This is a genomic window from Kribbella solani, from assembly GCF_014205295.1.
Classification (GTDB): domain Bacteria; phylum Actinomycetota; class Actinomycetes; order Propionibacteriales; family Kribbellaceae; genus Kribbella; species Kribbella solani.
This window is the reverse complement of record NZ_JACHNF010000001.1, coordinates 7,227,452-7,253,317: the sequence shown is the minus strand read 5'-3', so window position 1 is coordinate 7,253,317 and position 25,866 is coordinate 7,227,452. Positions and strand designations below refer to the sequence as shown.

General features: G+C 67.5%; 24 protein-coding genes. 10 read left to right on the top strand and 14 right to left on the bottom strand.

What is annotated here, in order from left to right; translation table 11 throughout:
- Positions 1–60 precede the first annotated feature (60 nt).
- A complete protein-coding gene (locus HDA44_RS33685; RefSeq protein WP_184841439.1) occupies positions 61–1,395 on the bottom strand; it encodes a PhoH family protein in 1,335 nt (444 codons plus the stop codon).
- A gap of 1,460 nt (positions 1,396–2,855) precedes the next feature.
- A complete protein-coding gene (locus HDA44_RS33680) occupies positions 2,856–3,635 on the bottom strand; it encodes an isoprenyl transferase (RefSeq protein ID WP_184841437.1) in 780 nt (259 codons plus the stop codon).
- A gap of 261 nt (positions 3,636–3,896) precedes the next feature.
- Between HDA44_RS33680 and trhA the strand changes: the two genes are divergently transcribed.
- Positions 3,897–4,592, top strand: a complete 696-nt coding sequence (trhA, locus tag HDA44_RS33675; RefSeq protein ID WP_184841435.1) for a PAQR family membrane homeostasis protein TrhA — start codon at positions 3,897–3,899, stop codon at positions 4,590–4,592.
- Positions 4,593–4,625: 33 nt separating this feature from the next.
- Here the strand turns inward: trhA and HDA44_RS33670 are convergent, their stop codons facing one another.
- Both HDA44_RS33670 and HDA44_RS33665 read right to left on the bottom strand, forming a co-directional pair.
- Complete coding sequence (locus HDA44_RS33670; protein ID WP_184841432.1) at positions 4,626–5,273, bottom strand: hypothetical protein; 648 nt, start codon at positions 5,271–5,273, stop codon at positions 4,626–4,628.
- Positions 5,270–6,073: a type IV toxin-antitoxin system AbiEi family antitoxin domain-containing protein gene (locus HDA44_RS33665; RefSeq protein WP_184841430.1), complete on the bottom strand. Its 804-nt coding sequence runs from the start codon at positions 6,071–6,073 to the stop codon at positions 5,270–5,272. The genes HDA44_RS33670 and HDA44_RS33665 overlap by 4 nt, the downstream gene beginning before the upstream one ends.
- A gap of 163 nt (positions 6,074–6,236) precedes the next feature.
- Between HDA44_RS33665 and HDA44_RS33660 the strand changes: the two genes are divergently transcribed.
- Genes HDA44_RS33660 through HDA44_RS33650 form a run of 3 tightly spaced genes read left to right on the top strand, consistent with a single transcriptional unit; the run spans position 6,237 to position 7,916 of the window.
- Positions 6,237–7,043, top strand: coding sequence for a hypothetical protein (locus HDA44_RS33660; protein ID WP_184841428.1), 807 nt, complete (start codon positions 6,237–6,239; stop codon positions 7,041–7,043).
- A gap of 42 nt (positions 7,044–7,085) precedes the next feature.
- Positions 7,086–7,352 carry a hypothetical protein gene (locus HDA44_RS37750; protein ID WP_184841426.1) on the top strand — a complete coding sequence of 89 codons (267 nt, stop codon included), beginning with the start codon at positions 7,086–7,088 and terminating at the stop codon, positions 7,350–7,352.
- Positions 7,353–7,409: 57 nt separating this feature from the next.
- Complete coding sequence (locus HDA44_RS33650; RefSeq protein ID WP_337906715.1) at positions 7,410–7,916, top strand: hypothetical protein; 507 nt, start codon at positions 7,410–7,412, stop codon at positions 7,914–7,916.
- Here HDA44_RS33650 and HDA44_RS33645 read toward each other — a convergent pair.
- The 6 genes from HDA44_RS33645 to mca all read right to left on the bottom strand — a co-directional run bounded on the left by HDA44_RS33645 (position 7,913) and on the right by mca (position 16,192).
- Complete coding sequence (locus HDA44_RS33645) at positions 7,913–9,319, bottom strand: M28 family metallopeptidase (protein ID WP_184841424.1); 1,407 nt, start codon at positions 9,317–9,319, stop codon at positions 7,913–7,915. The two genes, HDA44_RS33650 and HDA44_RS33645, sit on opposite strands and share 4 nt — an antisense overlap.
- A gap of 84 nt (positions 9,320–9,403) precedes the next feature.
- A complete protein-coding gene (locus HDA44_RS33640; protein ID WP_202887700.1) occupies positions 9,404–11,470 on the bottom strand; it encodes a M4 family metallopeptidase in 2,067 nt (688 codons plus the stop codon).
- 225 nt (positions 11,471–11,695) lie between these two features.
- Complete coding sequence (locus tag HDA44_RS33635; RefSeq protein ID WP_184841422.1) at positions 11,696–13,660, bottom strand: thioredoxin domain-containing protein; 1,965 nt, start codon at positions 13,658–13,660, stop codon at positions 11,696–11,698.
- A gap of 29 nt (positions 13,661–13,689) precedes the next feature.
- Positions 13,690–14,685, bottom strand: coding sequence for a copper resistance D family protein (locus HDA44_RS33630; RefSeq protein WP_184841420.1), 996 nt, complete (start codon positions 14,683–14,685; stop codon positions 13,690–13,692).
- A gap of 318 nt (positions 14,686–15,003) precedes the next feature.
- On the bottom strand, positions 15,004–15,297 hold the full coding sequence (locus HDA44_RS33625; RefSeq protein WP_184841418.1) for a hypothetical protein: 294 nt from the start codon (positions 15,295–15,297) through the stop codon (positions 15,004–15,006).
- Positions 15,298–15,328: 31 nt separating this feature from the next.
- Positions 15,329–16,192, bottom strand: coding sequence for a mycothiol conjugate amidase Mca (gene mca / locus HDA44_RS33620; protein ID WP_184841416.1), 864 nt, complete (start codon positions 16,190–16,192; stop codon positions 15,329–15,331).
- Between the two features lie 59 nt (positions 16,193–16,251).
- Between mca and HDA44_RS33615 the strand changes: the two genes are divergently transcribed.
- Positions 16,252–16,701, top strand: a complete 450-nt coding sequence (locus tag HDA44_RS33615; protein WP_337906713.1) for a DUF4307 domain-containing protein — start codon at positions 16,252–16,254, stop codon at positions 16,699–16,701.
- A gap of 319 nt (positions 16,702–17,020) precedes the next feature.
- A complete protein-coding gene (greA, locus tag HDA44_RS33610; protein ID WP_184841414.1) occupies positions 17,021–17,533 on the top strand; it encodes a transcription elongation factor GreA in 513 nt (170 codons plus the stop codon).
- A 122-nt stretch (positions 17,534–17,655) separates the two neighbouring features.
- Here the strand turns inward: greA and HDA44_RS33605 are convergent, their stop codons facing one another.
- Positions 17,656–18,492 (bottom strand): ABC transporter permease, encoded by an 837-nt coding sequence (locus HDA44_RS33605; protein ID WP_319038809.1) that lies wholly within the window; start codon positions 18,490–18,492, stop codon positions 17,656–17,658.
- The gene (locus HDA44_RS33600) at positions 18,489–19,466 is read right to left on the bottom strand and encodes an ATP-binding cassette domain-containing protein (RefSeq protein WP_184841412.1); all 978 of its coding nucleotides are present in this window, start codon (positions 19,464–19,466) and stop codon (positions 18,489–18,491) included. The genes HDA44_RS33605 and HDA44_RS33600 overlap by 4 nt, the downstream gene beginning before the upstream one ends.
- A 146-nt stretch (positions 19,467–19,612) precedes the next feature.
- Here HDA44_RS33600 and HDA44_RS33595 point away from each other — a divergent pair, with 146 nt between their 5' ends.
- The 3 genes from HDA44_RS33595 (at position 19,613) to HDA44_RS33590 (ending at position 22,403) form a co-directional block, all read left to right on the top strand.
- The gene (locus HDA44_RS33595; RefSeq protein WP_184841410.1) at positions 19,613–20,845 is read left to right on the top strand and encodes an MFS transporter; all 1,233 of its coding nucleotides are present in this window, start codon (positions 19,613–19,615) and stop codon (positions 20,843–20,845) included.
- Between the two features lie 347 nt (positions 20,846–21,192).
- Positions 21,193–21,534, top strand: coding sequence for a helix-turn-helix domain-containing protein (locus HDA44_RS37745; protein ID WP_238352485.1), 342 nt, complete (start codon positions 21,193–21,195; stop codon positions 21,532–21,534).
- The gene (locus HDA44_RS33590; protein ID WP_337906823.1) at positions 21,501–22,403 is read left to right on the top strand and encodes an IS3 family transposase; all 903 of its coding nucleotides are present in this window, start codon (positions 21,501–21,503) and stop codon (positions 22,401–22,403) included. The genes HDA44_RS37745 and HDA44_RS33590 overlap by 34 nt, the downstream gene beginning before the upstream one ends.
- 132 nt (positions 22,404–22,535) lie before the next feature.
- Here the strand turns inward: HDA44_RS33590 and HDA44_RS33585 are convergent, their stop codons facing one another.
- A complete protein-coding gene (locus HDA44_RS33585; RefSeq protein WP_184841408.1) occupies positions 22,536–23,567 on the bottom strand; it encodes a hypothetical protein in 1,032 nt (343 codons plus the stop codon).
- Between the two features lie 210 nt (positions 23,568–23,777).
- Positions 23,778–25,286, bottom strand: a complete 1,509-nt coding sequence (locus tag HDA44_RS33580) for an MFS transporter (RefSeq protein ID WP_337906710.1) — start codon at positions 25,284–25,286, stop codon at positions 23,778–23,780.
- 88 nt (positions 25,287–25,374) lie between these two features.
- Between HDA44_RS33580 and HDA44_RS33575 the strand changes: the two genes are divergently transcribed.
- Entirely contained in the window at positions 25,375–25,812 is a 438-nt protein-coding gene (locus tag HDA44_RS33575) for a MarR family winged helix-turn-helix transcriptional regulator (protein WP_184841406.1), read from the top strand.
- Positions 25,813–25,866 lie beyond the last annotated feature (54 nt).

Here is a 25,866-nt window from a genome sequence, read left to right as displayed (position 1 = left end):
GACCGCACCGTTCTTACTCTCGCTTAACAGAATTCAATGACCGAACAGCTAGAACACTGCTTACAACTGGAGATCGTCCAGCATCTCGGTGACCAGCGCGGCGATCGGCGACCGCTCCGAGCGGGTCAGCGTGACATGCGCGAACAGCGGGTGCCCCTTGAGCTGCTCGACCACCGCGACCACGCCGTCGTGCCGTCCGACCCGCAGGTTGTCCCGCTGCGCCACATCGTGAGTCAGTACGACCCGCGAGTTGGCACCGACCCGGGAGAGCACGGTGAGCAGTACGTTGCGCTCCAGCGACTGTGCTTCGTCAACGATCACGAATGCGTCATGCAGTGACCGGCCGCGGATGTGGGTCAGCGGCAGGACCTCCAGCATCCCCCGGTCGAACACCTCGTCGATCACGTCGCTACTGGTCAGCGCGCCGAGCGTGTCGTACACCGCCTGTGCCCACGGCTGCATCTTCTCGGACTCACTGCCCGGCAGGTAGCCGAGCTCCTGCCCGCCGACGGCGAACAGCGGCCGGAAGACCACCACCTTCTTGTGCTGCCGCCGCTCCATCACCGACTCCAGACCGGCGCACAGCGCCAGCGCGGACTTGCCGGTACCGGCGCGGCCGCCCAGCGACACGATGCCGACATCCGGGTCCAGCAGCAGGTCCAGCGCGACCCGCTGCTCGGCCGACCGGCCGCGGATGCCGAACGCCTCGCGGTCGCCGCGTACGAGCCGGACGCGCTTGTCCGGCATCACCCGCCCGAGCGCACTGCCCCGGTCGGACAGCAGCACCAGCCCGGTGTGGGTCGGGAACTCACCTGCCTGGGCCAGCTCGACCGCACCGTCCTCGTACAGGTCGTCCACCACGTGGGTCTCGACCTCGAGCTCGGCCATCCCGGTCCAGCCGGACTCCAGGGTCAGCTCGGCCCGGTACTCCTCCGCCTGCAGCCCGCACGCCGACGCCTTGACCCGCATCGGCAGGTCCTTGGAGACCAGCGTGACGTCCTTGCCCTCGGCCATGAAGTTGCAGGCCACGGCCAGAATCCGGCTGTCGTTGTCACCGAGCCGGAAACCAGCCGGCAGCGTCTCCGGGTCGGTGTGATTCAGCTCAACCCGAAGCGTTCCACCCTTCTCCCCCACTGGCAGGGGCGCGTCCAGACGTCCGTGCAGAATCCGGAGCTCGTCGAGCAGTCGCAGCGCGGTGCGGGCGAAGTAGCCGAGTTCCGGGTGATGCCGTTTGGCCTCCAATTCGGTGACGACGACCACCGGGACGACCACCTCGTGCTCGTCGAACCGCAGCATCGCGTGCGGGTCGGAGAGGAGCACCGAGGTGTCCAGCACGAAGGTGCGCTGGGCCGGTGTGGATGAGGTACTTGACGCCTTGGCGTGGGTGGCAGCCATGTCGCACGTCCTCTTCTGGGCCGCGACGTTGCACCTCGCCCGGCCCACCAGTGGTTAGGTGATGGACCGGGAGCTGGCCCGGGGACCGGATGCAGATCCCCTCCGGACCGCCGTACCGGCGAATCCGGGAATCAGTGCGGACGAGACCGTGGGTCTCGGGTACTCCGTTCGGCCCCTCATGGGGCAACCGGCTGGCAAACGATTCTCAAGCTGATCGGGCCTCCCGGACAGCCGGCTTCCCCTCCGACCGTCATTGTCAGAGTAGGAGCCTCCGCCAAACGGCGCAGCCCGACACGCCCGGCCACGGGGTTAACGCGGCGTTACACCTTCCCCTCACCCGGGGGAGGCCGCTCACTCCGCTGGGTGATCCGCCAGGCGTGCCGCCACGTGAGGCTCGGTGCATGCGAAAGAACTGGCCGATCTGGACCGGGTACGCCACTGCGCTCTGGTCCCTCGTGTACGGCGTACTGGGCATGTACTGGACCTTCGGAGGCGCGGGCTACCCGTTCGCGCAGGTACCCGACAACCGCGCTACCGGCTCAGTACTGGAGGGTGCGCCGGCGCACGTGGTCGCACCGGTGATGGCGGCTGTGGGACTGGGCGGCGCGGTACTGGCAGTCGTGATGACCCGGACTCAACCACGTGGATCAGTACTCCAAGCGATCGCCGCCGTACTCGCGGTCTGCCTCGCACTGGTAGTACCTGACTACACACTGATCGCGATGCTCGTAATGGCGCCAGCACTGCTCGTGTTCGCGTTCACCGGCGTACCAGGACCGCAGGGCGGCGTCGGCGACATCCTGTACTGGCATCGGGTGCACCTGATCGTCGTGTTCGTCGGCGGACTGCTCTGGGCGGCGACCGCGATCGCGTACCACCGGCGCAGCCGGCAGCAGTGCGTGTCGTGCGGCCGGGGCCACGTACAGCCGGCCTGGACCAGCCCGGAGGCGGCGCTCCGGTGGGGCCGGCGGGCGGTTCTGGTCGCGGTGCTGGCGAACGTTCCGTACGAGTTCACCCGGGTGGCCTGGTTCTTCGGCTGGCCGGTCGGGATCAGCAAGGATTTCCACAGGATGATGGCCGACACGCCCGGGATGCTCGAGATGGGCCTCGGCCTGGCGGTGGCCGGAGCCGGCGGCAGCGTCCTCACCCACGGCCTGGTCCGCCGATGGGGCGAGGTGTACCCGCGGTGGATCTGGTTCAAGGCCGGCCGGCGCGTACCGCCGATGCTCGCGATCATCCCCGCGTCGATCGTGTCGGTCGTACTGATCCCGGCCGGCCTGATGAACGCTCAGCTGCCGCTGCACGGCGACAACTGGGCGGTCACCGGCCCGGGCATCCTGTGGACCGTTTGGGGCGCCGCGCTGGGCATGGCGACGTACGCCTACTACCTACGCCGACGCACGACCTGCCCGCGCTGCGGCCGGCGCTCAGGCGCGTCAGGCGGATCGAGCGAGGGTGGCTCAGGTGCCGAAGCGGCGCTCGCGCTGGGCGTAGCTGCGGATCGCGCGGAGGAAGTCCACGTGCCGGAAGTCCGGCCAGAGCGCCTCGCAGAAGTAGAACTCGCTGAGCGCGCTCTGCCACAGCAGGAAGCCGCCGAGCCGCTGCTCCCCTGACGTCCGGATGACCAGATCCGGATCCGGCTGGCCCTTGGTGTACAGGTGCCGGGCGATGTGCTCGACGTCGACCCGGTCGGCCAGCTCCTCGATCGAGATGCCCTTCGCCGCTTCCTCCAGGAGCAGTGACCGGACCGCATCGGCCAGCTCGCGGCGCCCGCCGTACCCGACCGCGACGTTGACCAGCAGGCCGTCCAGGTCCTGGGTGTCGGTCTCGGCCGCCTTGAGGGCCTCGGCGGTGCTGCCGGGCAGCAGGTCCAGCGCGCCGACCGGGTGGATCCGCCAGCGGCCGATCGTGGTCAGCTCCTCGACCGTCTGCTCGATGATCCGGAGCAGCGGCTCCAGCTCGTCGGCCGGGCGGGTCAGGTTGTCGGTGGACAGCATCCAGACCGTCACGACCTTGACGCCGACGTCCTCGCACCAGTGCAGGAACTCGGTGATCTTGGTCGCCCCGGCCTCGTGACCGCGCGACACCGGGTCGCCGACCTGCCGGGCCCAGCGGCGGTTGCCGTCGATGATGACGCCGATGTGCCGCGGGATCCGGTCCGGCGACAGCGATCGGGTCAGCCGCCGCTCGTACAGGCCGTAGACCGCGTCGCGCAGCTTTTGTTTGCCAGGTGTCCGCATGGGCAGGATGCTCTCCTCGAAGACTCTCGATCACGAGGCTAGCCCACATTCGCCCAGGTCGGAGAGGCCTTGGAGTGGCTCACGAAAACCTGCCGGCCGAGCCGAACTTTTCCGGGACTTCCGGCATCGAAACCGCGGGAGCGCTGCGGGCCCGCGGTGACTTCGCCTACATTTCATCCTTCCGGCCGATGAAACCTACGGTTCCGTAGGTTACGGTTGCGTAGGTACACCACCGCCCGGCTACCCCTCGAAAGGACGGCGATGTCCGCTACCAGTGCGCGGCCTCAGGAACTCGGCAACCCGCTCTCCGGGCGGATCGGTCCGCTCAAGCCCAAGCTCCGCGGCTGGCTGCACGCCGGCACCTTTCCGCTCGCGACCGCGGCCGGCATCGTCCTGGTCTGCCTGGCGCCGCACGCGAACGCCCGCTGGGCCGCGGCCGTGTACACGATCGGCGCGATGCTGCTGTTCGGCATCTCCGCGCTGTACCACCGGTTCTACTGGGGCCCGACCGGCGAGGCGATCCTGCGCCGGCTCGACCACAGCAACATCTTCCTGCTGATCGCCGGCACCTACACCCCGCTCGGGATGGTGCTGCTGCACGGCGCGAACCGGGTCCTGATGCTCGGCCTGGTCTGGGGCGGCGCCGCCCTCGGCATCCTGTTCCGCATCTGCTGGCTGAGCGCGCCCCGCTGGATCTACACCCCCATCTACCTGGCCCTCGGCTGGGTCGCGATCTTCTGGATGGGCGACATCTACCACACCGGCGGCACCGCCGTGGTCACCCTGATCGCCGTCGGCGGCGGCCTGTACTCCATCGGCGCGATCGTCTACGGCACCAAGCGCCCGAACCCGTCCCCCCGCTGGTTCGGCTTCCACGAAATCTTCCACGCCTTCACCGTCGCCGCCTTCGCCTGCCACTACATAGCCGTAAGCATCGCCACCTACACCGTCGGCTGACCTCGGGACCGCAACGAGCTGCGATCGCGCGTTCTACCGCCAGGAAGAACCCTCGGGATCCCAGGAACCGGTAGTGCGGTCGCCCTTCAGCAGGCCACCCAGGCAGTCATCACAGAAGGACAGCGCCGCGGACAGGTCCCAGTACTGGCGCGGATACTGCGCGAACTCGGCAGCCGCCCGCGGAAAGCCGAGTCGCCACTCACTGCTGGGTGCCCGGAACGCCGTCGGCAACTCCATTCGGCGCCGACCGGCTTCCCGTCGAAGGACAGTGACGAGCCGGCCGGCATCGAACGGGATCGCGGCGATGATCCGAACAATGTCGGCCAAATCGGACGCGAGCGAGTACAGCTCGAACTCGAACGGGTCGTCACGATAGGGGCGTGCGGAAAGTTGCCGGAGCTCGGACAATGCCGCTGCGGAACTGGCCCAGGGCGTCTCGCGAGCAAGATCCACATCCTGCGTGAATCGACCGCCGCCGATCCGGATCAGTAGCGCGTTGCCGCCGAGGAGTACCCACGGAACATCCCGATCCTGGAAGACGCGACTCAGGAAGATCGCGAAGATGTACTGCTTACGGACAGGATCGGCAGCGACTCCGCGGCTCTTGGCCTCGTTGGCGAGCTTCGTTCCCAGGGATCGCCGCAGGCGGTTTGCTTCCAGCCGATTCAGCGGTTGCTTCATGCGTCGGCCTTCCCATCCGGCCGGTGATCGGCAGCTCGCGTTTCAGACTTCGGTGTCAGCCGGCGCAGTTGCTCGGCGACGGCCTGGGCCACAACGGCCTCGAGTTGAGGCATGACCGCCTGGAGGAGCTTCTTCTGAAGTTCTGGAGCCGACAACTCGAGTATCAAGGGGTCAGGTCGATAACCGGCAGCGTCCAGCAGTCTGGCGAACAAGGCCTTGCCATCCGGGGATCCGAACCGTGCGGCAGCCGGCTCGAGTGCTTGAACCAGAGCAGCCGACCCGACACCCGCGGTGGTGACGGCATCGCGAACCACCACCGCAAGGTGATCGAAGTCTGTCCCGGCGGTGACCAGGTCGCTGACAGTGCGGGCAACAGTGGTCACGGGCAGTCCGCCTACCCGCGTGACCTCGGCTTCAGGCAGATCTCGCTTGCGGTACCGGATGTCAGGCTGCGTGGTCTGGCGCCGGACCGCGGTGGTGAACTCGTACTGGGCGGGCAGCAGGTCGCCAAGACCATGCACTGCCGCGGCAGACTGACCGGACACCACGGCAAACGGACCGTCTCCCGCCGGCCGACTGCCGGTGGCAAGCCACGCCGCACGTACGCCCTGCATTGGCCCCGCACCGGCGGAGGGAAGTGCGTAAACGCCATGCCGCACACGCTGGACGGTGCCATGTTCGGCGAGGCGGGACAGGCGCATCTTGGACACGCCTGCCTCGTCCGCCTGCGCGGTCGTCACAAGTCCCCATTGACCGGAACCCAGCAGCTCCAGAGTCCCCAAGGCATCGACTGCATGCATCTCCCCACCTCCCAACTACTCGAATAGTAACACCTCGGATGTTACTTTCAAAGCGTTGCCGTCGAAGGTTCCGGCGATCAAACGCACCAGGGTCGTGCCGTGTTCTTTTGGGCTGGGGGTGGGTTTACTGGGTGCGTAGTGGGCCTGGGTGGTGGGGGGCGGGATGTTGGGTGTGGTGGGCGGCGCGGAGTTGGTTGCGCTGGTGCGGGTGATTACCGGGGATCCGGGGGCCGTGCCGGGGGCGGTGTGGGTTGAGGCGGTTGATTATCCGATCGGTACGCCGAGTACGGAGTCGCTGCATCGGGTGTTCGGTACGACCGCTGGTGGTGCGGACTGGTCGTGTTTTGTGAAGAAGTTGCAGTCGGTTCGGTACTCGCCGGTGCTTGAGCAGATGCCGATGGAGTTCCGCGAGAGCTTCATCGAGTACATGCCCTGGCAGTTGGAGATCGCGGTGCATCGCAGTGGCGTCGGCGAGCTGCTGCCGGAGGGGATGCGGCTTGCCACCGCCTACCGCATCGACGTGTACGACGACGAGCGCGGCACGATCTGGATGGAGAACGTCGTCCAGGAGCCGGGGCCGTGGCCGCTGGAGCGGTTCGGACGGGCGGCGTACTTGCTCGGGCGGCTGTCGGCGCGCCGGCAACCCCACCTGGTCGAGCCGCTACTCCCCCGACCTCATTTCGGTACGCCTGGTTACGCACTGCGCTACTACGCGAACGGCCGGGTCATGCAGGCCGCACTGCCCGCACTGGCTGATCCGGAGACCTGGCGGCACCCGATGCTCGCTGCAGCGGTCACCAACCTCGGGGAGTACGGACTGCGCGACGACCTGCTCGCACTAGGCGAACGAGTACCAGCTGTACTAGACGCGCTGGACGCACTACCGCAGTGCTACCAGCACGGTGACGCGAGCCCGCAGAACCTACTGGTGCCACATGACAAACCAGATGAGTTCGTACTGATCGACTAGGGCTTTGACTGCCCACAAGCGGTTGGGTTCGACCTGGGACAGTTGCTGATCGGCCTGGCACACGCGGGCGAGCTAGCACCGGACGCGCTGCCGGCGGTGCACAACCTGATCCTCAGCGCGTTCCAGGAGGGTCTGGCGGCTGAGGGGATGCAGGTGTCACACGACGACGTCCTGTACGGCTACCTGGGCTCGCTGCTCGTACGTGCCGCGTTCACCGCCCTACCCGACGATGGCGCACCACTGGAGCTGTTCGAGCACCGCGTACTCCTGACCCGTGCGATGGTCGACCTGGTGTCACAGGCGATCTGAACATTTCAGTCGTGTCACAGGTGCAACGGATGGTGCCGAATCGGGTATCCATAGTGGGTGAGGAACCTGAGCAGGTACGTAGCGGTGGTCGTCGTGGCCGGGATTGCGCTGAGCGGGTGTGGCAGCGAGTCCGGTGGCGGTAGCGGCCCAGTCAGTAGCACGCCGTCGCCCAGTGCACCCACGCTGCCGACGGCCACACCCACCGGGGCCGGACTGCCGTTGACGGTCAGCCGGACCGGCGGGTTCGCCGGCTTTGACGATCAGGTACTGATCGGGACCGACGGTGTCGCGACGGTGAGCTCGCGGGGCAAGGCGCCGGTTCGGTGCAAGCTGGCTCCGAGTCTGCTGACGACCATCACCGCGGCGGCTCAACAGGTCGACTGGGCCGGCCTGGTTGCCACCAAGCCGTCGACGCGGCATCCCGACGACATGATCGTCGCGGTGTCGGCGAACGGGAAGACGGCCCGGATCGAGGACCCGAAGCTGAAGCCGCTGGCGGCCCCGGTGAGCAAACTCCTCACCGAAGCCGCCATCCCACCAGGCAAGCTCTGTACGAAGATCTAGCCGGCAGTCACCGCCACATCGTCGATCACGAAACTGGTCTGCGCCGACGAGTCCTCCTGGCCGACGAACTTCACCGTGACCGTCTTCCCCTTGTACGCCGACACGTCGAGCGTTTTCTGTACGTACGCCGCGCTCTTGTTCAAGTTCGAGTACGTGGCCAAGGTACTTGTCGCCGACCCGTCGACCACCTGCACCTTCACCGTGTCGTACACCGTGGACGACGTGGTCTCCGCGGTGTCGATCCGAATCCACAACGACAACGCGGCCGAAGCAGCCGTCGCCGGGATCGCCACCGACTGACCGAGGTTCTCGGTACTGCTCCGGCCGTTCCCCTGCAGCCACGCCTTGTACGACCCACTGTGCGCGGGCCGCGACGTGCTACTGGTGATCACCCCGGTCGTACCGGTCCAGCCGGTCGCACCGGACTCGAAACCCGGATTCTGCAGCAGGTTCCCACCGCCAGGCGGCGGACCGCCGGTGTAGTCCTTCTGCGCGTACGTCCAGATCATGTGGCCGATGGCATCGATCTGGCGATCCAGCGACGTGAGATCCAGGTTGCTGATGGTGTCGCAGGACCGGTGGTAGCACGGGTCGAACGCGCGGCCGGCCGTACCGCCCCATTTCGTTGCCTGTGCCGACGACTTGATCTCCTCGGCACCGGAGAACGTCCCGGCCGTGGGTATACCCAACGACCTGAAGGCAGCATGGTCGGACCTGCCCTGTACGTCGATGAACTCGGTCTGCACGTTCTTGCTGGTGAAGTACGAGACCAGCTCGTCGCGGGCACCGTCACCGGCCGGGTTGTCGTCGTACACGAAGTACCCCGGGTTCGGTGACGCGATCATGTCGAAGTTCAGGTAGAGCTCGATCTTTGCCCGATCGGCCGCGGGCAGGTTGTTCACGTAGTACTTCGAGCCGAGCAGACCGAGCTCTTCGGCACCCCAGAAGCCGAAGCGCAACCGGTTCTTGGGAGTTTGGCCGCTGGCAGCGTAGGCGAGGGCGGTTTCGAGTACGCCGGCGCTGCCCGAACCGTTGTCGTTGATACCGGGACCCACGCTGACACTGTCCAGATGCGAACCGGCCATCACCACATGGTTCGCATCACCGTGCGGCCATTCGGCGATCACGTTGTACGACGTACCGGCCGACGTACTGAACGACTGCAATGTCGTCGTGTAGCCGGCCGCGTCCAGTTTGGCCTTCACGTAGTCGGCCGAAGCCTTGTACCCGGGCCGGCCGGTATACCGATTACCACCGTTGCCGGTGGCAATCGACTGCAACTGGTCCAGATGGGCCTTGGTGTTGGTGACGGAAATGTCCGGCGAATCGGCCGCGAACGCAACGTTGCTTGGGACAACCAACGCGAGAATCGCACCGAGCGCGGGGGCGAGAGCTTTACGCATGAACCGATCTCCTCACGAAGAAGAGGATCCGGGGCGCGGGCCTGGGCGGTGGCGCCGCGCCCCGGACGACTCAGGGTGAGCGGATCAGCTCACTGTCAGGGACGTGTCGTCGACGACGAAGCTGGTCTGCGCCGAGGAGTCCTCCTGGCCGACGAACTTCACCGTGACCGTCTTTCCCTTGTACGCCGAAAGGTTCAGCGTCTTCTGCACGTACGACGTGTTCTTGTTCAGGTTCGAGTACGTCGCCAGCGTGCTGGTCGTCGACCCGTCCACGACCTGCACCTTCGCGGTGTCGTACGCCGTCGTGGTGGTGGTCTCGGCGGTGTCGATCCGGATCCAGAACGTCAACGTTGCCGACGAGGCCGATGCCGGGATCGCGACCGACTGACCGACGCTCTCGGTGGTGGCGCGGCCGTTGCCCTGCAGCCAGAGCTTCCAGGTGCCGGTACGCGCCGGGCGGCCGGTGTTGTTGGTGACCGGGCCGGCGGTGCCGGTCCAGTCGACCGCGCCGGACTCGAAGCCCGGGTTCTTCAGCAGGTTGTCACCGGTCGGCGGCGTGGTGCCACCGCCACAGGCGGCCGAACCGGCCGGGACCGAGATCCCACCGAAGGCGGCCTCGATGCCCTTGCACTGCGCGGAATCGGCGCCGTACAGCTCCTTCGCTGAGTTGATCGCCCCTTCGCGGGCGTCCTTGTAGGTGCTGCCGGAGCTCAGCTTGGTGGTCAGCGTGCGGTACCAGACCTTGGCGGCGATGTCCCGGCCGACGCCGGCGAACGTCGTGCCGTTGCAAGCGGTGCTGTTGTACGTGACACCGTTGATGGTCTTGCTGCCAGTACCCTCGGACGCCAGGTAGAACCAGTGGTTCAGCGGGCCGGACGAGTAGTGCGGGTCCAGGCCACCGGTGCTGGTCGTCCAGCAGTCCTTGCTGGCACCGTCCTTCGACGGCTTGTCCATGTAGCGCAGCGGCGTGCCGTTGCCGTTGATGTTGATCTTCTCGCCGATCAGGTAGTCACCCGGGTCGGTCGAGTTGTTCGCGGACCACTCGACCATGGTCCCGAAGATGTCACTGGTCGCCTCGTTCAGGCCGCCCGCGTCACCCGAGTAGTTCAGGTTGGCGGTTGCCTCGGTGACGCCGTGGCTCATCTCGTGACCGGCGACGTCGATCGCGGTCAACGGGTGCGTGTTGCCCGATCCGTCGCCGTACGTCATCTGGGTGCCGTCCCAGAACGCGTTCACGTACGCGTTGCCGTAGTGCACGCGGGAACGAGCACCCTGACCGTTGTTGAAGATGCCGTTCCGGCCGTGGACGTTCTTGTAGTAGTCCCAGGTCAGTTGGGCGCCGTAGTGCGCGTCCACGGCGGCGGTCTGGCGGTTCGACGCGGTTCCGTCGCCCCACGTGTCGGTGGAGTTGGTGAACGTCGTGCCGTTGCCGCTGGTCGCGCCCTTGAGGTCGGTCGTGTAGTTACCACCACGGCTCGGGTCCGACATGGTGTAGCTGCCGGACGTACCGATCGAGACGGTGCCGGCGTACATCGAGTTGCCGGTACCGGCCTTGATCTCGTCGTCCTGCGCCAGCACCGCACCGGTCTTGGCGTCGATGAACGAGTGCAGTACCGACGGGGTCTGGTCCGGCTTCACGCCGGTGGTGACCACCTCGTACGCGAGCACCGGCTTGGCCGGCGTCACGTACACGACCAACTGGCCTTTGTTGCCGGAGGCCTTGAACTTCGCGGCCTGCGCGCCCTTCGCCAGTGCGGCCGACTGGGACAGAGTCGGCTTTGTCGCGACCTCGACGGCCTTCGCGCCACGGTTGTACGTGACCTGACCGATCGCCTCGCCCTTGCGCTTGACGATCAGGTCACCACCGACGACCTTCAGGCCGTTGAACGTACGGTCGTAGCGGACGTACTCGGTACCGTCGGCGTCCTTCACCACATCGCGGACCTTGAGCTGTTCGCCCTTGCCGAGCCCGAGCGCGGTGGCCGTCCGCGCGGTCAGCGCCTGTTCGGCCTGGACGGCGGCCGGCTGGTTGAAGCCGGACGCCGGGAGCGGAACCGATCGGTCGGCGGCACCCGCTGTCGAAGCGGTGATCGTGACGGCGAGACCGGCTGCCGCGACGATCGCCACCCCTGCTGATGTCAGTCGTCTCAAGACAACATCTCCTCACGGTGTGGTCGCTGTTTGGGCGCAGCGACCAATTCAGTTGGGGACCGGCCGGATGTTGACGCAACAGTGCCACTGCCTCAGTTGTGACACTTTGTGTCGGTGCATGCGATTTCCGTTACATCCGACTTGGGGACCGACTGTTGCCGCCCGGTCGCCGTGAGTCAAGGGATTCGACCGAAACGGCAGGGAAAACCCGCACCTGGGCAGGGTTCAGCCGGTCGGCCGCAGCGCGTCCCGAAGGTGTTCCGGCAACGAAACGGGCAGCCGGCAGGTGAATTTCTGACATACGTACGCCGCCGGCCGGCCGTCGACGAGGGCCCGGCCGTCGAAGAGCGGTACGGCCAGACCGGGCGCGCCCGCGACGATCGCCGTACCCCACTGCGCCTGGGTGAACGCGACCCGCCGGAGCTCGGGCGACGCACCCACAATCGCGATCTCCAGCGGCCCGCCGGCGATGGTGTCCGCGACCGCGAGTGCCCGGCCGGCGAACCGTGGGGCGCGCTCGGCGATCGCCGCGGATGCCTGCAGCGCCTGCTCGGCCGCGGTCTCGTACCGGGCCGATCCGGTCAGGCTGGCCAGTGTGGTGAAAGCCTCGGCGGCAAGGCTGGCCCCGGACGGCGTGGCATTGTCGGTCGCGTCCTGCGGGCGCCAGATCAGCTCTTCGGCGTCCGCCGCGGTGTCAAAATAGGAGCCATCGGCAATAAATTGCTCCAGAGTCCTGTCCAGCAAGGCTTCCGCGGTCGTGAACCAGACCAGGTCGCCGGTTGCCCCGAGCAACGTCAGACAGCCCTGCGCGAAGGCCGCATAGTCCTCAAGGACGCCGTGCGCGGTACCCCGCGTGCCGTCCCGCGAGGTCCGGTGCAGCCGGCCGGTCTCCGCGTCGAGGTGTACCGACCGGATCAATTCGGCGGCGGCCCGTGCGGCCTCGATGTACTCCGGCCGATCCAGGACCACGCCCGCACGGGTAAGGGCGGTGATGGCGAGCCCGTTCCAACCTGCAACCACCTTGTCGTCACGGCCTGGATATGTACGCCGGTTGCGCGCTTCCAGCAGCTTCGCGCGTACCGGGGCCCAGCGCTCATCGGGGTCCCGGCGCAACTGCAGTACGGACGATCCGTGCTCGAAAGTGCCGGTCACCTCGCAAAGGTCGATCACCCAGCCGGCGTCCGCGCCCAGTACGTCGCGCAGCTCGTCAGGCGTCCAGGCGTAGTACTTGCCCTCCGTACCGTCCGTGTCGGCGTCGAGCGCGGACGCGAAACCACCTTCCGGCGTACGCAACTCGGCCAGCAGGAAGTCGGCGGTCTCGGTCGCGATCCGCCGCGCCAGCGGGTCACCGGAGATCGCCCACCACTGCGTGTAGACGTCCAGCAGGAGCGCGTTGTCGTACAGCATCTTCTCGAAATGCGGCACGATCCACTGGCCGTCCACCGAGTACCGCGCGAAGCCGCCGGCCAGCTGGTCGTACATGCCGCCGCGCGCCATCCGCTCGCAGGTCTGGGCCACCATCGCGAGCGCGTCGCCGTTGCCCGTACGCCGGTGGTGCCGGAGCAGGAAGTCGAGCACCATCGACGGCGGGAACTTCGGCGCCCGCCCGAACCCGGCATCCACCGGGTCGAACTCGGTCTTCAACAACTCCACCGCCCGCGCGGTGTCCAACGAGCCGCCGCCCAGCTGCTGCCGCGCGCCGAGCTGATCGACCACCCGCTTGCCGATCCCGTCAAGCTGCTCGCGCCGGTTCCGCCACGCGTCGGCGATCGCCTCCAGCACTTGCCGGAACGACGCCATCCCACCGCGCGCATCCTTCGGAAAATACGTACCACAGAAGAACGGCTCCCCCGCCGGCGTCAGAAACACCGACATCGGCCACCCACCCTGCCCCGTCATCGCCACCGTCGCCGCCATATAAATCGCGTCGACGTCCGGCCGCTCCTCCCGATCCACCTTCACACTGACAAAGTGCGCACTCAGGTACGCCGCCGTCTCCACATCCTCGAACGACTCATGCGCCATTACATGACACCAGTGACAAGCCGAGTACCCCACCGACAAGAACACCGGCACGCCCCGCTCCCGCGCCTCCGCGAACGCCGCGGCCCCCCACTCCCGCCACTCCACCGGATTCCCCGCGTGCTGCCGCAAATACGGACTAGCCGAAGCCCCAAGCTCGTTCGCCATACCCCCAACCGTAGTTCCAGGCAGTAGTGCTAAGCGGTTTGGGAGAGGGCTACGGAAAGGCCGAGGGTTAGGGCCATGGTGGCTAGTTCGGTGGCTACTACTCGCCAGAAGGGGCGGCCGCCGGTGAGGAGGTCGCCGTGGGAGTGGGTGCGGTGGAGGGTGGCGAGGGTGATGAGGATGGCGAAGGCGATGACCTTGGCGATCAGGAGGGCGCCGTACGGGTTTGAGGTGAGGGTGCTGAAGATCCCGCTCCAGCCGTTGCTCATCGCGGCCAGGCGGCCGGCGGCGGTGATCAGGCCGCTGAGGACTACGGCGATCGACGAGACGTACGCGACCTGGCCGTAGCGCTCGAGGACGATCGGCAGGCCGCCGCGGCTGGCGCGGCCGTAGCGGACCAGGCCGGCGAGGCCGCCGATCCAGGTGGTTGCCGCGATCACGTGGATGACCAGGGCGATTCCGGCCAGTACTACGTACGACTCGTTCCGTGGATACGTCGTCACGGCCGTCGGTACGAGCGCGCCGATCGCGACGAGTACGCCGAGGCTCGCGGCGGATGCGGTCTGTACGCGCCGGATGCCGATCGCCAGCGCGAGAACCAGGATGCCCGTGATCAGCAGCGACTTGACCTCGGGTACGCCGAGCGCGTCGTCGAGGCGGAGACGCAGCAGGCGTACGGGGGTGTTGAGCATGACTGCCGCGGTCACGATCGCGCCGGCGAACGCGCACCCCGCCCAGATGACGGCCGAGTTGCTCGCGTCCCGGACCGCGCGCCGGCCCTGTACGCCGAGCGGGCCGCCGTCGATCCTGAGCAGGACCACCGCGGCGAGCAACGCGCCGGCGCAACCGACGGTCGCCAGCGTGGAGATCAGCCGGAAGAACGGCACCAGCCAGGAGACGAACAGGCTCGGACCACCGAGCAGACCGGCGTTCTGCGGCTGACTGCCGGCCGCGAACAGGGCGATCACCAGCGCCACCGATGCGACCACGACGGCCGCGACCCCGCCCGCGACCAGGCGTCCGGGCATGCGATGCCGGGCCACCCGTTGACCGCGGGCCGCCGTCAACGTACGGACCGAACGTGGGCTCCTGTCAGCACGCGGCTCACTATAGGGTCACGTGGAGGTGGGCAGCCCAGTCCGAAACCATGTCGTGATCAGGGTGTTCCAACCGGTACCACACCGAGACCCAGCCGACTCACCCGAGCGCGACCGAACCAGCGCGCGGAGTCAGCGCACGGAGTCAGCGCACGGGGCCGAAGTCACGACGCCCGCGCACCGCGTCAGCGCACCGTCAGCGCGACGAAACGAGCGCGCTGAGTCAGCGCGCCGGCTACCCAACCGACATCAGTGCGAGGTGTGTTCCTTGGCTTCAGTCGACGTCGTCGGGGTCTCCGAAGTCTTCGGCGCTGCATCGCCAGCCGGGGACGGCGAGTTGTCCGGACTCGCTGGGTCGCCGGACCGTGCTGGGCCGTCCGCACCAGCGCCGTCCACGTCGATCCGCCTCAGCTGTTTGCGCATGCTCAGCCACAGCAGCACCGTGACGGCACCGAGAGCGAGCACGATGAGCAGCGCGATCCAACCCGGCTTCACCACGTTCGGGTCGATCTCGGCCGTCTGAAGGGAGATCATCGCTGTCACGCCACCATTCTCTCATTGTCCGTGCCGCCCGTCAGCGGAGCCCCGCGAACAGGTCGTTCTCAGGCAGCTCCGACTCGACCAGACTCCGCGCCAGCTCGTAGTCCTCGGTCGGCCAGGCCGCCTGATGTACGGCCAGCGGCACCGCGAACCAGGAACCGTCCGGGTCGATCTGGGTCGCGTGCGCGAGCAGCGCCTGGTCGCGCACCTCGAAGTACTCGGCGCACTCCACCCGGGTGGTGATCCGGCGCTCGTTCTCCGGGTCCGGCTTCCAGTCCTTCAGCCGCTCCGCGTACGGCGACTCGAGCCCGCGCTCGACCATCGCGTCGTGCAGTGCCTTCATCCGCTCGTAGTGGAACGTGTGGTGGTAGTACAGCTTCAGCGGCTGCCAGGGCTCACCAAGCTCCGGGTACGCGTCCTTGTCCCCCGCCGCCTCGAACGCCGCCACCGTGATCTGGTGGCACATCACGTGGTCGGGGTGCGGGTACCCGCCGTTCTCGTCGTACGTCGTGACCACCTGCGGCCGGAACTCGCGGATCAGCTTCACCAGCGGCGCGGCGGCGTCCTCCACCTTCTGCCCCGCGAAGCAGCCCTCCGGCAGCGGCGGCAGCGGATCGCCCTCCGGGAAACCGGAGTCCACCCAGCCGAGCCACTCCTGCCGGATGCCGAGGATCTCGCGCGCGCTGTCCATCTCCTTGCGGCGGATCTCGGTGATGTTCGCCAGCACTTCCGGCCGGTCCATTTTCGGGTTCAGGATCGATCCGCGTTCCCCGCCCGTACACGTGGCGACCAGCACTTCCACGCCTTCGGCCACGTACCTGGCGGTGGACGCGGCGCCCTTGCTCGACTCGTCGTCCGGGTGGGCGTGCACATGCAACAACCGAAGATCTCCACTCACAAGACACAATGGTCCTACGACACCCGGCAAAACCCACGACCGACCCCCTGGACTGACCTGTGATCGACTCTCCGACGTCCCCCGGCACCGGCCCTGGTACCGACTCCGGTACCGACCTGAACGCCCGGTACGGAAAGCCCGCGCGTTCCCGCCGGCCGCTCGTGATCGGCGGCCTGGGCGTGCTCGCGCTGACCGCGCTGGTCTGGCTGGTGTGGGTGGCCTGGATCCAGTCGAATCCGGCGGTGACGTCGCAGTTGCAGGGGTTCGAGATCGTCTCGCCGACGAGCGCGAAGGCGACGATCAAGGTCGAACGGAGCAAGTCCGAGGAGGCCAGCTGCCGGGTACAGGCGAAGGCGGCGGACTTCTCGATCGTCGGCGAGGTGACGGTGACGGTCCCCGCGGATTCCGCCCGGCACCAGACGCTCCCCGTCACCCTGACCACCCAGCGCGCGGCCACCTCGGTCGTCCTGGTCGGCTGCACCACCCCCACCCAGCACCGCCCCCGCTGACCCTGCCCCCCCCCGCCCGGCCCCCGCACTCCCAAACCGGTTCGGGGAGGGCAACCGGCCAAATCGGGGGGTCTGAACTCCCCAAACCGGTTTGGGGCCGGCGGACGCCGGGCCGCGGTGGGTGGGTGGGTGGGCAATCGGTTGCCGTGACTCGGTGGAAAGGGGGCGATTCACGCTGACGGCAAGCGCCTTCCGAGCGTTTGCGACGCCTGAGAACCCCTGCGTGATCCGTGGTCTCTTGCTACGCTCGATGGAATGGTCGCCGTCGACGACGGCGGCCAGCAGTATTTCCTGCCCATCCCAACACAAGGAGCAGCCCGTGACGCAGAAGATCGATGAGGACAGCGTTGTCTGGCTGACGCAGGACGGTTACGACCAGCTGAAGTCCGAGCTCGAGCACCTGAAGGGCCCGGCCCGTGCCGAGATCACCCAGCGGATCAGCGAGGCCAGGGACGAGGGCGACCTCAAGGAGAACGGCGGCTACCACGCCGCGAAGGACGAGCAGGGCAAGGTCGAGGCCCGGATCCGGCAGCTGGAGGACATGCTCCGCCGCGCCCGGGTCGGCGAGACCCCGAAGGCCGGCGGCAAGATCGAGCCGGGGATGAAGGTGTCGATCACGTTCGCCGGTGACGACGATGTCGAGACGTTCCTGCTCGGCTCCCGCGAACTGCTCGCCCTGGACGCGTCGGTGGACATCGACGTGTACTCCCCGCAGTCGCCCCTGGGCGCCGCGATCCTGGGCAAGAAGAAGGGCGACAAGGCGACGTACGAGGCGCCGAACGGCAAGCCCGTCACCGTCGAGATCGTCGCCGCGGAACCGTTCACCGGCTGACCACCAAAGCTTCCGAGCGCCCCGGTGGTCACCCCACCGGGGCGCTTGCTTTTGTGGTCCGCCGCCGGGACCGCCGGCAGTCCTTCAACTGCCGGCGGTCCCCGTCAGCAACGCGTACGCCGTCAGTGCCCGGTCGCGCTGCGGTACTTGCGGACGGCCAGCGGGGCGAACACGGCGATGATCGCCACGCACCAGATCAGTGACAGCCAGACCGGATGCTGCGCCGGGAATCCGTCCGGACTGGCGAACGGCGACGGATTGCCGAACAGATGCCGGCAGGCCGCGACGATCGACGAGATCGGGTTCCACTCGGCCACCGGTTGCAGGGCCTTCGGCAGCTGCGGTGTCGGGACGAACGCGTTCGACAGGAAGGTCAGCGGGAACAGCCAGATCAGCCCGGCCGACGACGCCACCTCCGGCCCGCCGACCGACAGCCCGATCAGCGCGCCCACCCAGAGCATCGCGAACGCGAACAGCAGCAGGATCGCGAACGCGGCCAGCGCCTGGCCGATCCCGTTGTGCCAGCGCCAGCCGACGATGAATCCGCAGATCACCATGATCAGCATCACGAACGCGTTGAACACCAGGTCGCCGATCACCCGCCCGGCGATCACCCCGGACCTTGCCATCGGCAACGACCTGAACCGGTCGATCAGGCCCTTCGACATGTCGTCGGCCAGCCCGACGCTCGCGGACGCGACCGCGAACGCCATCGTCTGCGCGAAGATCCCGGACATCAGGAACTCCCGGTACGCCCGCGGTCCGGGGAAACCCGGGATCGGGATCGCGTTGCCGAACACGTACGCGAACAGGAGCACGAACATGATCGGCTGGATGGTCGCGTAGATCAGCATGTCCGGCGTCCGCGGAATCCGCTTCAGGCTCCGCCAGGCAAGGATTCCGGCATCCGACAGGGCCCGGCTCAGCGGGTTCACCTTGGCCGGCAGCTCCACACTCACAGCGACTCCTTCTGCTCGGCCTCGTGCCCGGTCAGGGTGAGGAACACGTCGTCCAAGGTCGGCCGCCGCAACCCGATGTCGGCGATCCGGATCCGCGCGGCGTCCAGGGTCCGGATCACCTCGACGAGCGTGCTCGACCCGCCCGGCGCCGGTACGGTCAGTCGCCGGGTGTGCTCCTCGATCGTGGTCGACTCCGGATCGGCGACGCCGAGCGCGGTGGTCAGCAACTCCAGCGCGCGAGTGGTGTCGGCCGGATCGTGCACGACCACCTCGATCCGTTCGCCACCGACCTTCGCCTTCAGCTCGTCGGCCGTGCCGCGCGCGATCACCGAGCCGTGATCGACCACGGCGATGCTGTCGGCCAGCTCGTCGGCCTCCTCCAGGTACTGCGTGGTGAGCAGGATCGTCACCCCCTCGCGGACCCGGTCGCGGATGATCTTCCAGAGGTCGATCCGGGACCGCGGGTCGAGGCCGGTCGTCGGCTCGTCCAGGAACAGCACCTTCGGGTGCGCGATCAGCGAACCGGCCAGGTCGAGCCGGCGGCGCATTCCACCCGAGTACGTCTTCAGGGTCCGGTCCGCCGCCTCGGTCAGATCGAACGTCGCGAGCAGTTCCTCCGCCCGCTCCTTCGCCTGCTGACTGCCGAGCCGGTACAGCCGGCCGAACATCCACAGGTTCTCCCGGCCGGTGAGCAGCTCGTCGACGGCCGCGTACTGCCCCGAGAGCCCGACCAGCGATCGGACCATGTCCGCGTCCTTCACCACGTCGTGCCCGAGCACCCGCGCCGTACCCGCGTCGGGTTTCATCAGCGTGGTCAGCACCCGGACCGTTGTCGTCTTGCCCGCGCCGTTCGGGCCGAGCAGGCCGAGCACGCTGCCTTCGGGCACGTCGAGGTCGATCCCGTCCAGCGCCTTGACCGTGTTCTTCCGGCCCTTGAACGTCTTCACGAGGCCACTTGCCTCGATTGCGGCCATTCGTCCTCCCCTATGGATGTGATGCAGGCCACCCATCCTGCCGGAGATCACCGACAATTTCACTTCCCAATTATATTGAGTCCAGTCGACTCAACTTTGTTGATACTTGAGTCGACAGGACTCAACTCAGCCCTTACGGTCGCGGAATGAGCATCCTGCGACACCCGGATTTCCGCCGCCTGTGGGCCGCCGACCTGCTCAGTCAGCTCGGCACCCGGCTGACCATGGGCGCGATCCCCCTGCTCGCCGTCCTCAATCTGAACGCGTCCACCCTGCAGGTCGCGCTGCTCCGGACCTGCGAAACCGCCGCCTGGCTCGGCCTCGGCCTGTTCGCCGGCGCCTGGGCCGACCGCATCCGCTGCCGACCGGTCCTCGTGTACGCCGATCTGCTCCGCGCGCTGCTGTTCGCGTCGATCCCGATCGCCTGGTGGTTCGGCGTACTCACGCTGACCCAGCTGTACCTCGTACTGATCCCGGCCGGCGTACTGACCGTGCTCTTCGACGTGGCGCACAACTCGTACCTGCCGCGCCTCCTCGATCGCGACCAGTTGCTGCCCGGCAACGCGAAACTGGCCGCGAACCACTCGATCGGCGCGGTGGTCGGCGCCGGCGCGAGCGGTTTGCTCGTCCAATGGCTCGGCGCCGCGCTGACAATCGGCCTGGACGCGCTGAGCTTCCTCTGGTCAGCGCTCTGGCTGCGCTCGATCCGTACGCCGGAAGCGGAGCCCGTACGCCCCGAGCGTCCCGGCCTGCGCCGCGAGATCGGCGCCGGACTGCGCTACGTCTTCCACCATCCACTGCTCCGGCCGCTGGCCCTGAACACGATGGTGACGATGCTCTTCCAGTCCGCGGCCGGCGCGATCATGATCGTCTACCTGGTCCGCGAGGTACACCTGCAGCCCGCCACGATCGGCGTACTCAGCATGATCGGTCTGCTCGGCGCGATCGTCGCGTCAACCGTCACCGAGAAGATCAGTCGCAGGTACGGAGACGCCCGTACGCTGCTGCTCTCCTCGACCGGGATCGCGGTCGCGTTCACCGTCCAGGCACTGACCGCCCCCGGCTGGCAGGTGACCTGGTTCGTCGCCGGCACCCTGCTGGCCGGCTTCTGCATCATCGTCAGCTACATCCTGCAGGTCAGCACCCAGCAACGCCTCTGCCCACCTGACCTGCAAGGCCGAGTCAGCGCCACCATGAGCTTCGTCTCCTGGAGCGCCACCCCCCTCGGCAGCCTCCTCGGCGGCACCCTGGGCACCACCTTCGGCCTCCACCCCACCCTCTGGATCACCGGCCTAGGCACCCTCGCCGGCACCACATTCCTCTACCTCTCCCCCCTCCGCCACCTCCGCACCATCCCCGCGAAGGCGGTTGCCACCTGATCCGAACACCCACCCCAACCAGCCCCCGAACCGGCCCGTTCCGCACAACCCTCCACCCGAGAGGACATCCCCTGAGGTACAGGGTTGCCCCCCTCGAATTATCAGGGGGCAACCCTGCAGTGAACTGCTCCCCAGAAGTTGGACTGAGAAATTCAGTTCTGATTCTGGGGAGTGGTTGTATGCGTGGTGGTAGTTCGTTGTCTGAGGAGCAGCGGTGTGAGGCGGTAGCGTTGTTCGAGGCTGGCTGGGGCCGGCAGGCGGTCGCGGTGCGGCTGAGTGGGAGTGCTTCAGCGGTGAACCGGTTGTACGACCGGTGGCGTGTTCGAGGTACGGGAGCGTTGGTGGCGATGCCGGGGAAACGGGTCTTCTCGTTCGAGGTCAAGCGCGAGGTGGTCCGGCGGTTTCTCGCGGGCGAGACGAAGGTCGCGCTCGCGCGGGAGTTCGAGTTGTCGTCGCCGAAATTGATCGAGAACTGGGCCCGTAAGTACCGCGACGAGGGTGATGACGGGTTGCGCCCGAAACGTCCGGGCCGCCCACCGGGTGCCGGTGGTGGTGATCGTGGCCGGTCTGCGGGTGAATTGGGTGAGGTGAGTGAGTTGGAGCGGTTGCGTCGCGAGAACGAGCGGCTGCGGGCCGAAAACGCCTACCTGGGAAAATTGCGTGCCTTGAGAGCCCAGCAACGACGCTGAAGGCCCAGGCCGTCACCGCTCTCAAGGCTGACCACCGCCTCGAGGTATTGCTGGAGGTTGCTGGTCTGGCCCGGTCGACGTTCTTCTACCACCAGGCCCGCCTCGCCTCGCCGGACCCACGCGCCGCCCTGAAGACCGCCATCCGGGAAGTGTTCGAGAACAACAAAGGCCGTTACGGGCATCGTCGCGTCCACCGCGAACTGGTGACCGCCGGCTGGCGGGTCGCGAAGAAGACCGTCCTGGCGCTGATGCGGCGCCTCGGGCTGGTCTGCCTGGTCCGGCGCCGCCGCCGCTACAACTCGTTCAAAGGCCAGACCAGCACGACCGGCGCGACTGGCAAGACCGCACCGAACCTGCTGGCCCGTGACTTCACCGCCACCGCTCCGAACCGCAAGTGGGTCACCGATGTGACCGAGTTCGCCATCGCCGGCCGCAAGCTCTACCTGTCGCCGGTCATGGACCTGTTCGACCGCCAGATCATCGCCTACACAACCAGCGACTCACCTAACCTGCAACTCACCAACTCCAGCCTGCAACAAGCACTCACCACCCAGCGCCCCAGCCCCGGCCTGCTGGTCCACTCCGACCAAGGCTTCCAATACCAGCACCACTCCTGGCAGGCCCTACTCACCACCGCCCGCGCGACCCAGTCGATGTCCCGCAAAGCCAACTGCTACGACAACGCCATCATCGAGAACTTCTTCGGACACCTCAAAGAAGAACTCTTCCACCACACCACCTTCACCAGCGCCGACGCGTTCACCACCGCACTCGCCGACTACATCCACTGGTACAACAACCACCGCACCTCAACAACACTCAAGGGCCTGAGCCCAGTGCAATACCGCACCCAGACCCTCACGGCATAGGCTCCCTACCCAGCCAGTCCAACTTTCGGGGACCAGTTCACAGTCGCGGGGATGCCCCCTGAAATGGAGGGTTGTGCGTAAGAGGGCGAGCGGACTGGCTCGGGGGCGGGGGCGAGGCCAGTCGGGGGTGGGTCAGTCAGAGGTTAGTTGGGCGGTGCCTACCAGGACTTCTACGTCCAGGGCGGCTCGGCCGCGGCCGATTTCTACGTCTTTGGATTGGCCGGAGACGGCGCCGGTCCAGGTGACTCGGCCCAGTTGGGCTTCGGTGTGGACGCGGACGTCGGAGCCGCGGCGGAGGGCGACCGTGGCGGTGCCGGACTCGACGCGGACGCGGGAGCGGCCCTTGGTGATCTGGCCGTCCACCGAGGCGGTGCCGGCCTGGACCAGGACGTCGATCGGGCCGTCCACGTCGGCGACCTTCGCGGTGCCGGCGGTGACGCGGACGCGGGACAGGCCGGGGACGCGTTCGGCGTTCACGCTGCCGCCGGTCACCTCCACCTCCACCTGGAGGTTCGGGTTGACGCGGATCGAGAGTTCCTTGGCGAGGCCGTTCACGTGCGCCTTCAGGTCGGTCGGGTTCCGCAGCATGCTGAAACCGTCGATCGAGACGCCCATGTCGCCTTCGCTGCTGATCGCGAGGGTGTCGCCGTCGCGCTTGATCACGTGCGGTCCGTCGACGGCCACACCGTTCACTGCCGGTTCGCCGATCAGGCGTACGCGGCGGCCGATCGCGCGGATCGTCACCCGCTGCACCCCGGAAGGAATCGGCACGTTGCTGTGCTGCTCCTCCACCAACTCCTCCTCATCCGAGGCAGCATCCGGCTCGGTCACCGCGCCGGGCACACTGTCCTGCACGCCGGACGGCGCAACCGTCGGTTGCTCGGCAGTCGGGGAGTCGACGGCGTCGGCCCAGGCTGTGGGGGACGGGGTGTCGCCGGTTGAGGGGCGGGGCCAGGAGGTGGGGTCTCCGTTGTCGGCAACCGGAGCGTTGGCCGCCGGGCCGGCCGCACCGCGTACGCCGGGGGCCTCGGATGCGCCGGGGCCTTCGGATGGGGCCGGCTTGAGGGCGGCGATCAGCGTGGTGGCCTCCTCGGGTGACAGGTGACCGTTGGCGACCCGGTCCAGGATGTCCTTGACCTTCTGGTCGTAGCTCTGGTTGCTCATGCCCGTCCTCGCTTCGCTCCGGGCGGGCATGAGCAATGCTCGCTGTATTTGATGATGCCCTCGCTTCGCTCGTCCATGTTCCAAGTCCAGCACTCCGCGGGGCCGAAACCAATCGGGGTAACCCCCGAAATGCAGTGGTGCGGACCCCCGAAGGAGTCCGCACCACGTGCTGTCATATCACCGCACAGCCCCGAGCGGAGCTGGTTGTTGTCACGCCGCCGGCTCCATCTCCTCCGCCGCCAGCTCCTTCTGTACCGCTGCCAGTTCGGCCGCCTCGGCTTCCTCGGCCGCCCGCCGCGCCTTCAGGCCGCGCAGCCCGGTGAGGGCGATCACCAGCCCGAGCGCCGCGATCCCGGTCACGACCCCGAGCCCGGACTTGTACGCCGACAGCACCCCGGTGGGCGCGGTCACGCCGACGGTCTGGCTGCTGATCACCGCGGTCACGATCGCGAGTACGACCGCGCCACCCACCTGGTTGGAGGTGTTGAACAGGCCGGACGCCAGCCCCTGCTCGTGGTCCGGTACGCCGGACACGGCCTGGATATTCAGCGACGGGAACCCGATCGCGAACCCGAGACCGAGCAGCATGATGGTCGGGAACACGGTGGAGAAGTACTCCGACTCCGGGCCGATCCGCTGCGACAGGGCGTACCCGGCGACGAACAGCGCCATCGAGACGATGATCATCTTCTCGGTACCGACCCGGTCGACGATCTTGCCGACGTTCGGCGACAGCGTGACGACCAGGATGCCGGCCGGCAGGAAGCCCAGCGCGGTCTGGAAGGACGACCAGCCGAGCAGGTTCTGCAGGTACATGGTGCCGATCAGCTGGAACGCGACGTACGAGCCGAACACGGTCAGGATGGCGAGGTTCGCGCGCCGCAGCGACGGGTTGCGCAGGATGCCCAGCCGGACCAGCGGGTTCTTCGTACGCAGCTCGATGGCGACGAATCCGGCCAGCAGAACCGCGGCGAGGACGAACAGCCCGATGGTCTGGACGGACACCCAGCCGGCGTGCTCCGCGCCGACAACCGCGTAGACGAGGGCCAGCATGCCGCCGGTGACGGTGATCGCGCCTGGTACGTCGTACCCGCCCGAGGCATCGTCGCGCGGGCTGCTCGGGATCAGCTTGATGCCGAACAGCAGCACGATCAGGGCGACCGGGCCGGGCATCAGGAAGGTCCAGCGCCAGCCGACCTCGGTCAGCGCGCCGCCGAGGATCAGGCCCATCGAGAAGCCGCTGGCGGCGCAGGTGGTGAAGATCGAGAGTGCCCGGTTGCGATCCGGTCCCTCGTGGAAGGTGGTGGTGATGATGGAGAGCGCGGCCGGCGCGGTGAACGCGGCCGCGATGCCCTTCACGAACCGCGCGGCGATGAGCAGTTCGGGGTTGGTCGCCAGCGAGCTCAGCATCGAGACCACGGCGAAGACACCCAGGGCGATCAGGAACACCCGGCGCCGGCCGAGCAGGTCGGCGGTCCGGCCGCCGAGCAGCAGCAGACCGCCGTACCCGAGTACGTAACCGGTCACTACCCACTGCAGGGAAGAAAGGGAGACGCCCAGGTCGGCGCCGATGGACGGCAGGGACATGCCGACCATGGACACGTCCAGGCCGTCGAGGAAGATCACGCCGCAGACGACGAGAAGCGCGCCCCAGAGACGTGCATCCCAGGTCATGCGGGCCGGTGCAGTACCGGCTGGAGTTGGGGTTTGCGTAGTCACGAGGAGAGACTATTGCATGCGCATGCATCTAATGTCTAGGCATTAAATGCGTTTGCATTGATTGCGTGTGCATGCTATGGTCCAGAACATGACCGCTACGAAGGTCAGCGGTGGGCCTGGTGAGACCACCGCCGATGTGCGCGAATGGCGCGAGCTACTGGCTCGCCACGCGGACCTCACCTGCGCCCTTGACCGGGCACTGCAGGCCGGTCACTCGCTCGGCATGAGTGAGTACGAGGTGCTGGAGCGGCTCGCCGAGCTGCCGGAGCACTCCGCCAAGGTCGCAACGATCGCCAAGTCCGTACACCTGAGTCAGAGCGCGCTGTCGCGCGTGATCGGCCGGCTGGAGACTGCCGGCCTGGTCGAGCGGCACATGTGCCCGGAGGACAGGCGCGCGGTCAACGTACGGCTGACCGCCGAGGGACTGCACCGCCAGCAGGAAGCCCAGCCGACGCAGCGCGAAGTGCTCGCGCAGCGCCTGCACGCACCGCTGGTGAAGAGCTGCGAGCCCACTCGCCTGACCTGATCGTCAAGCCGCCAACCCGGCTGAGCCTGCTGCGTCAGTTGAGGCGGCTGGCCG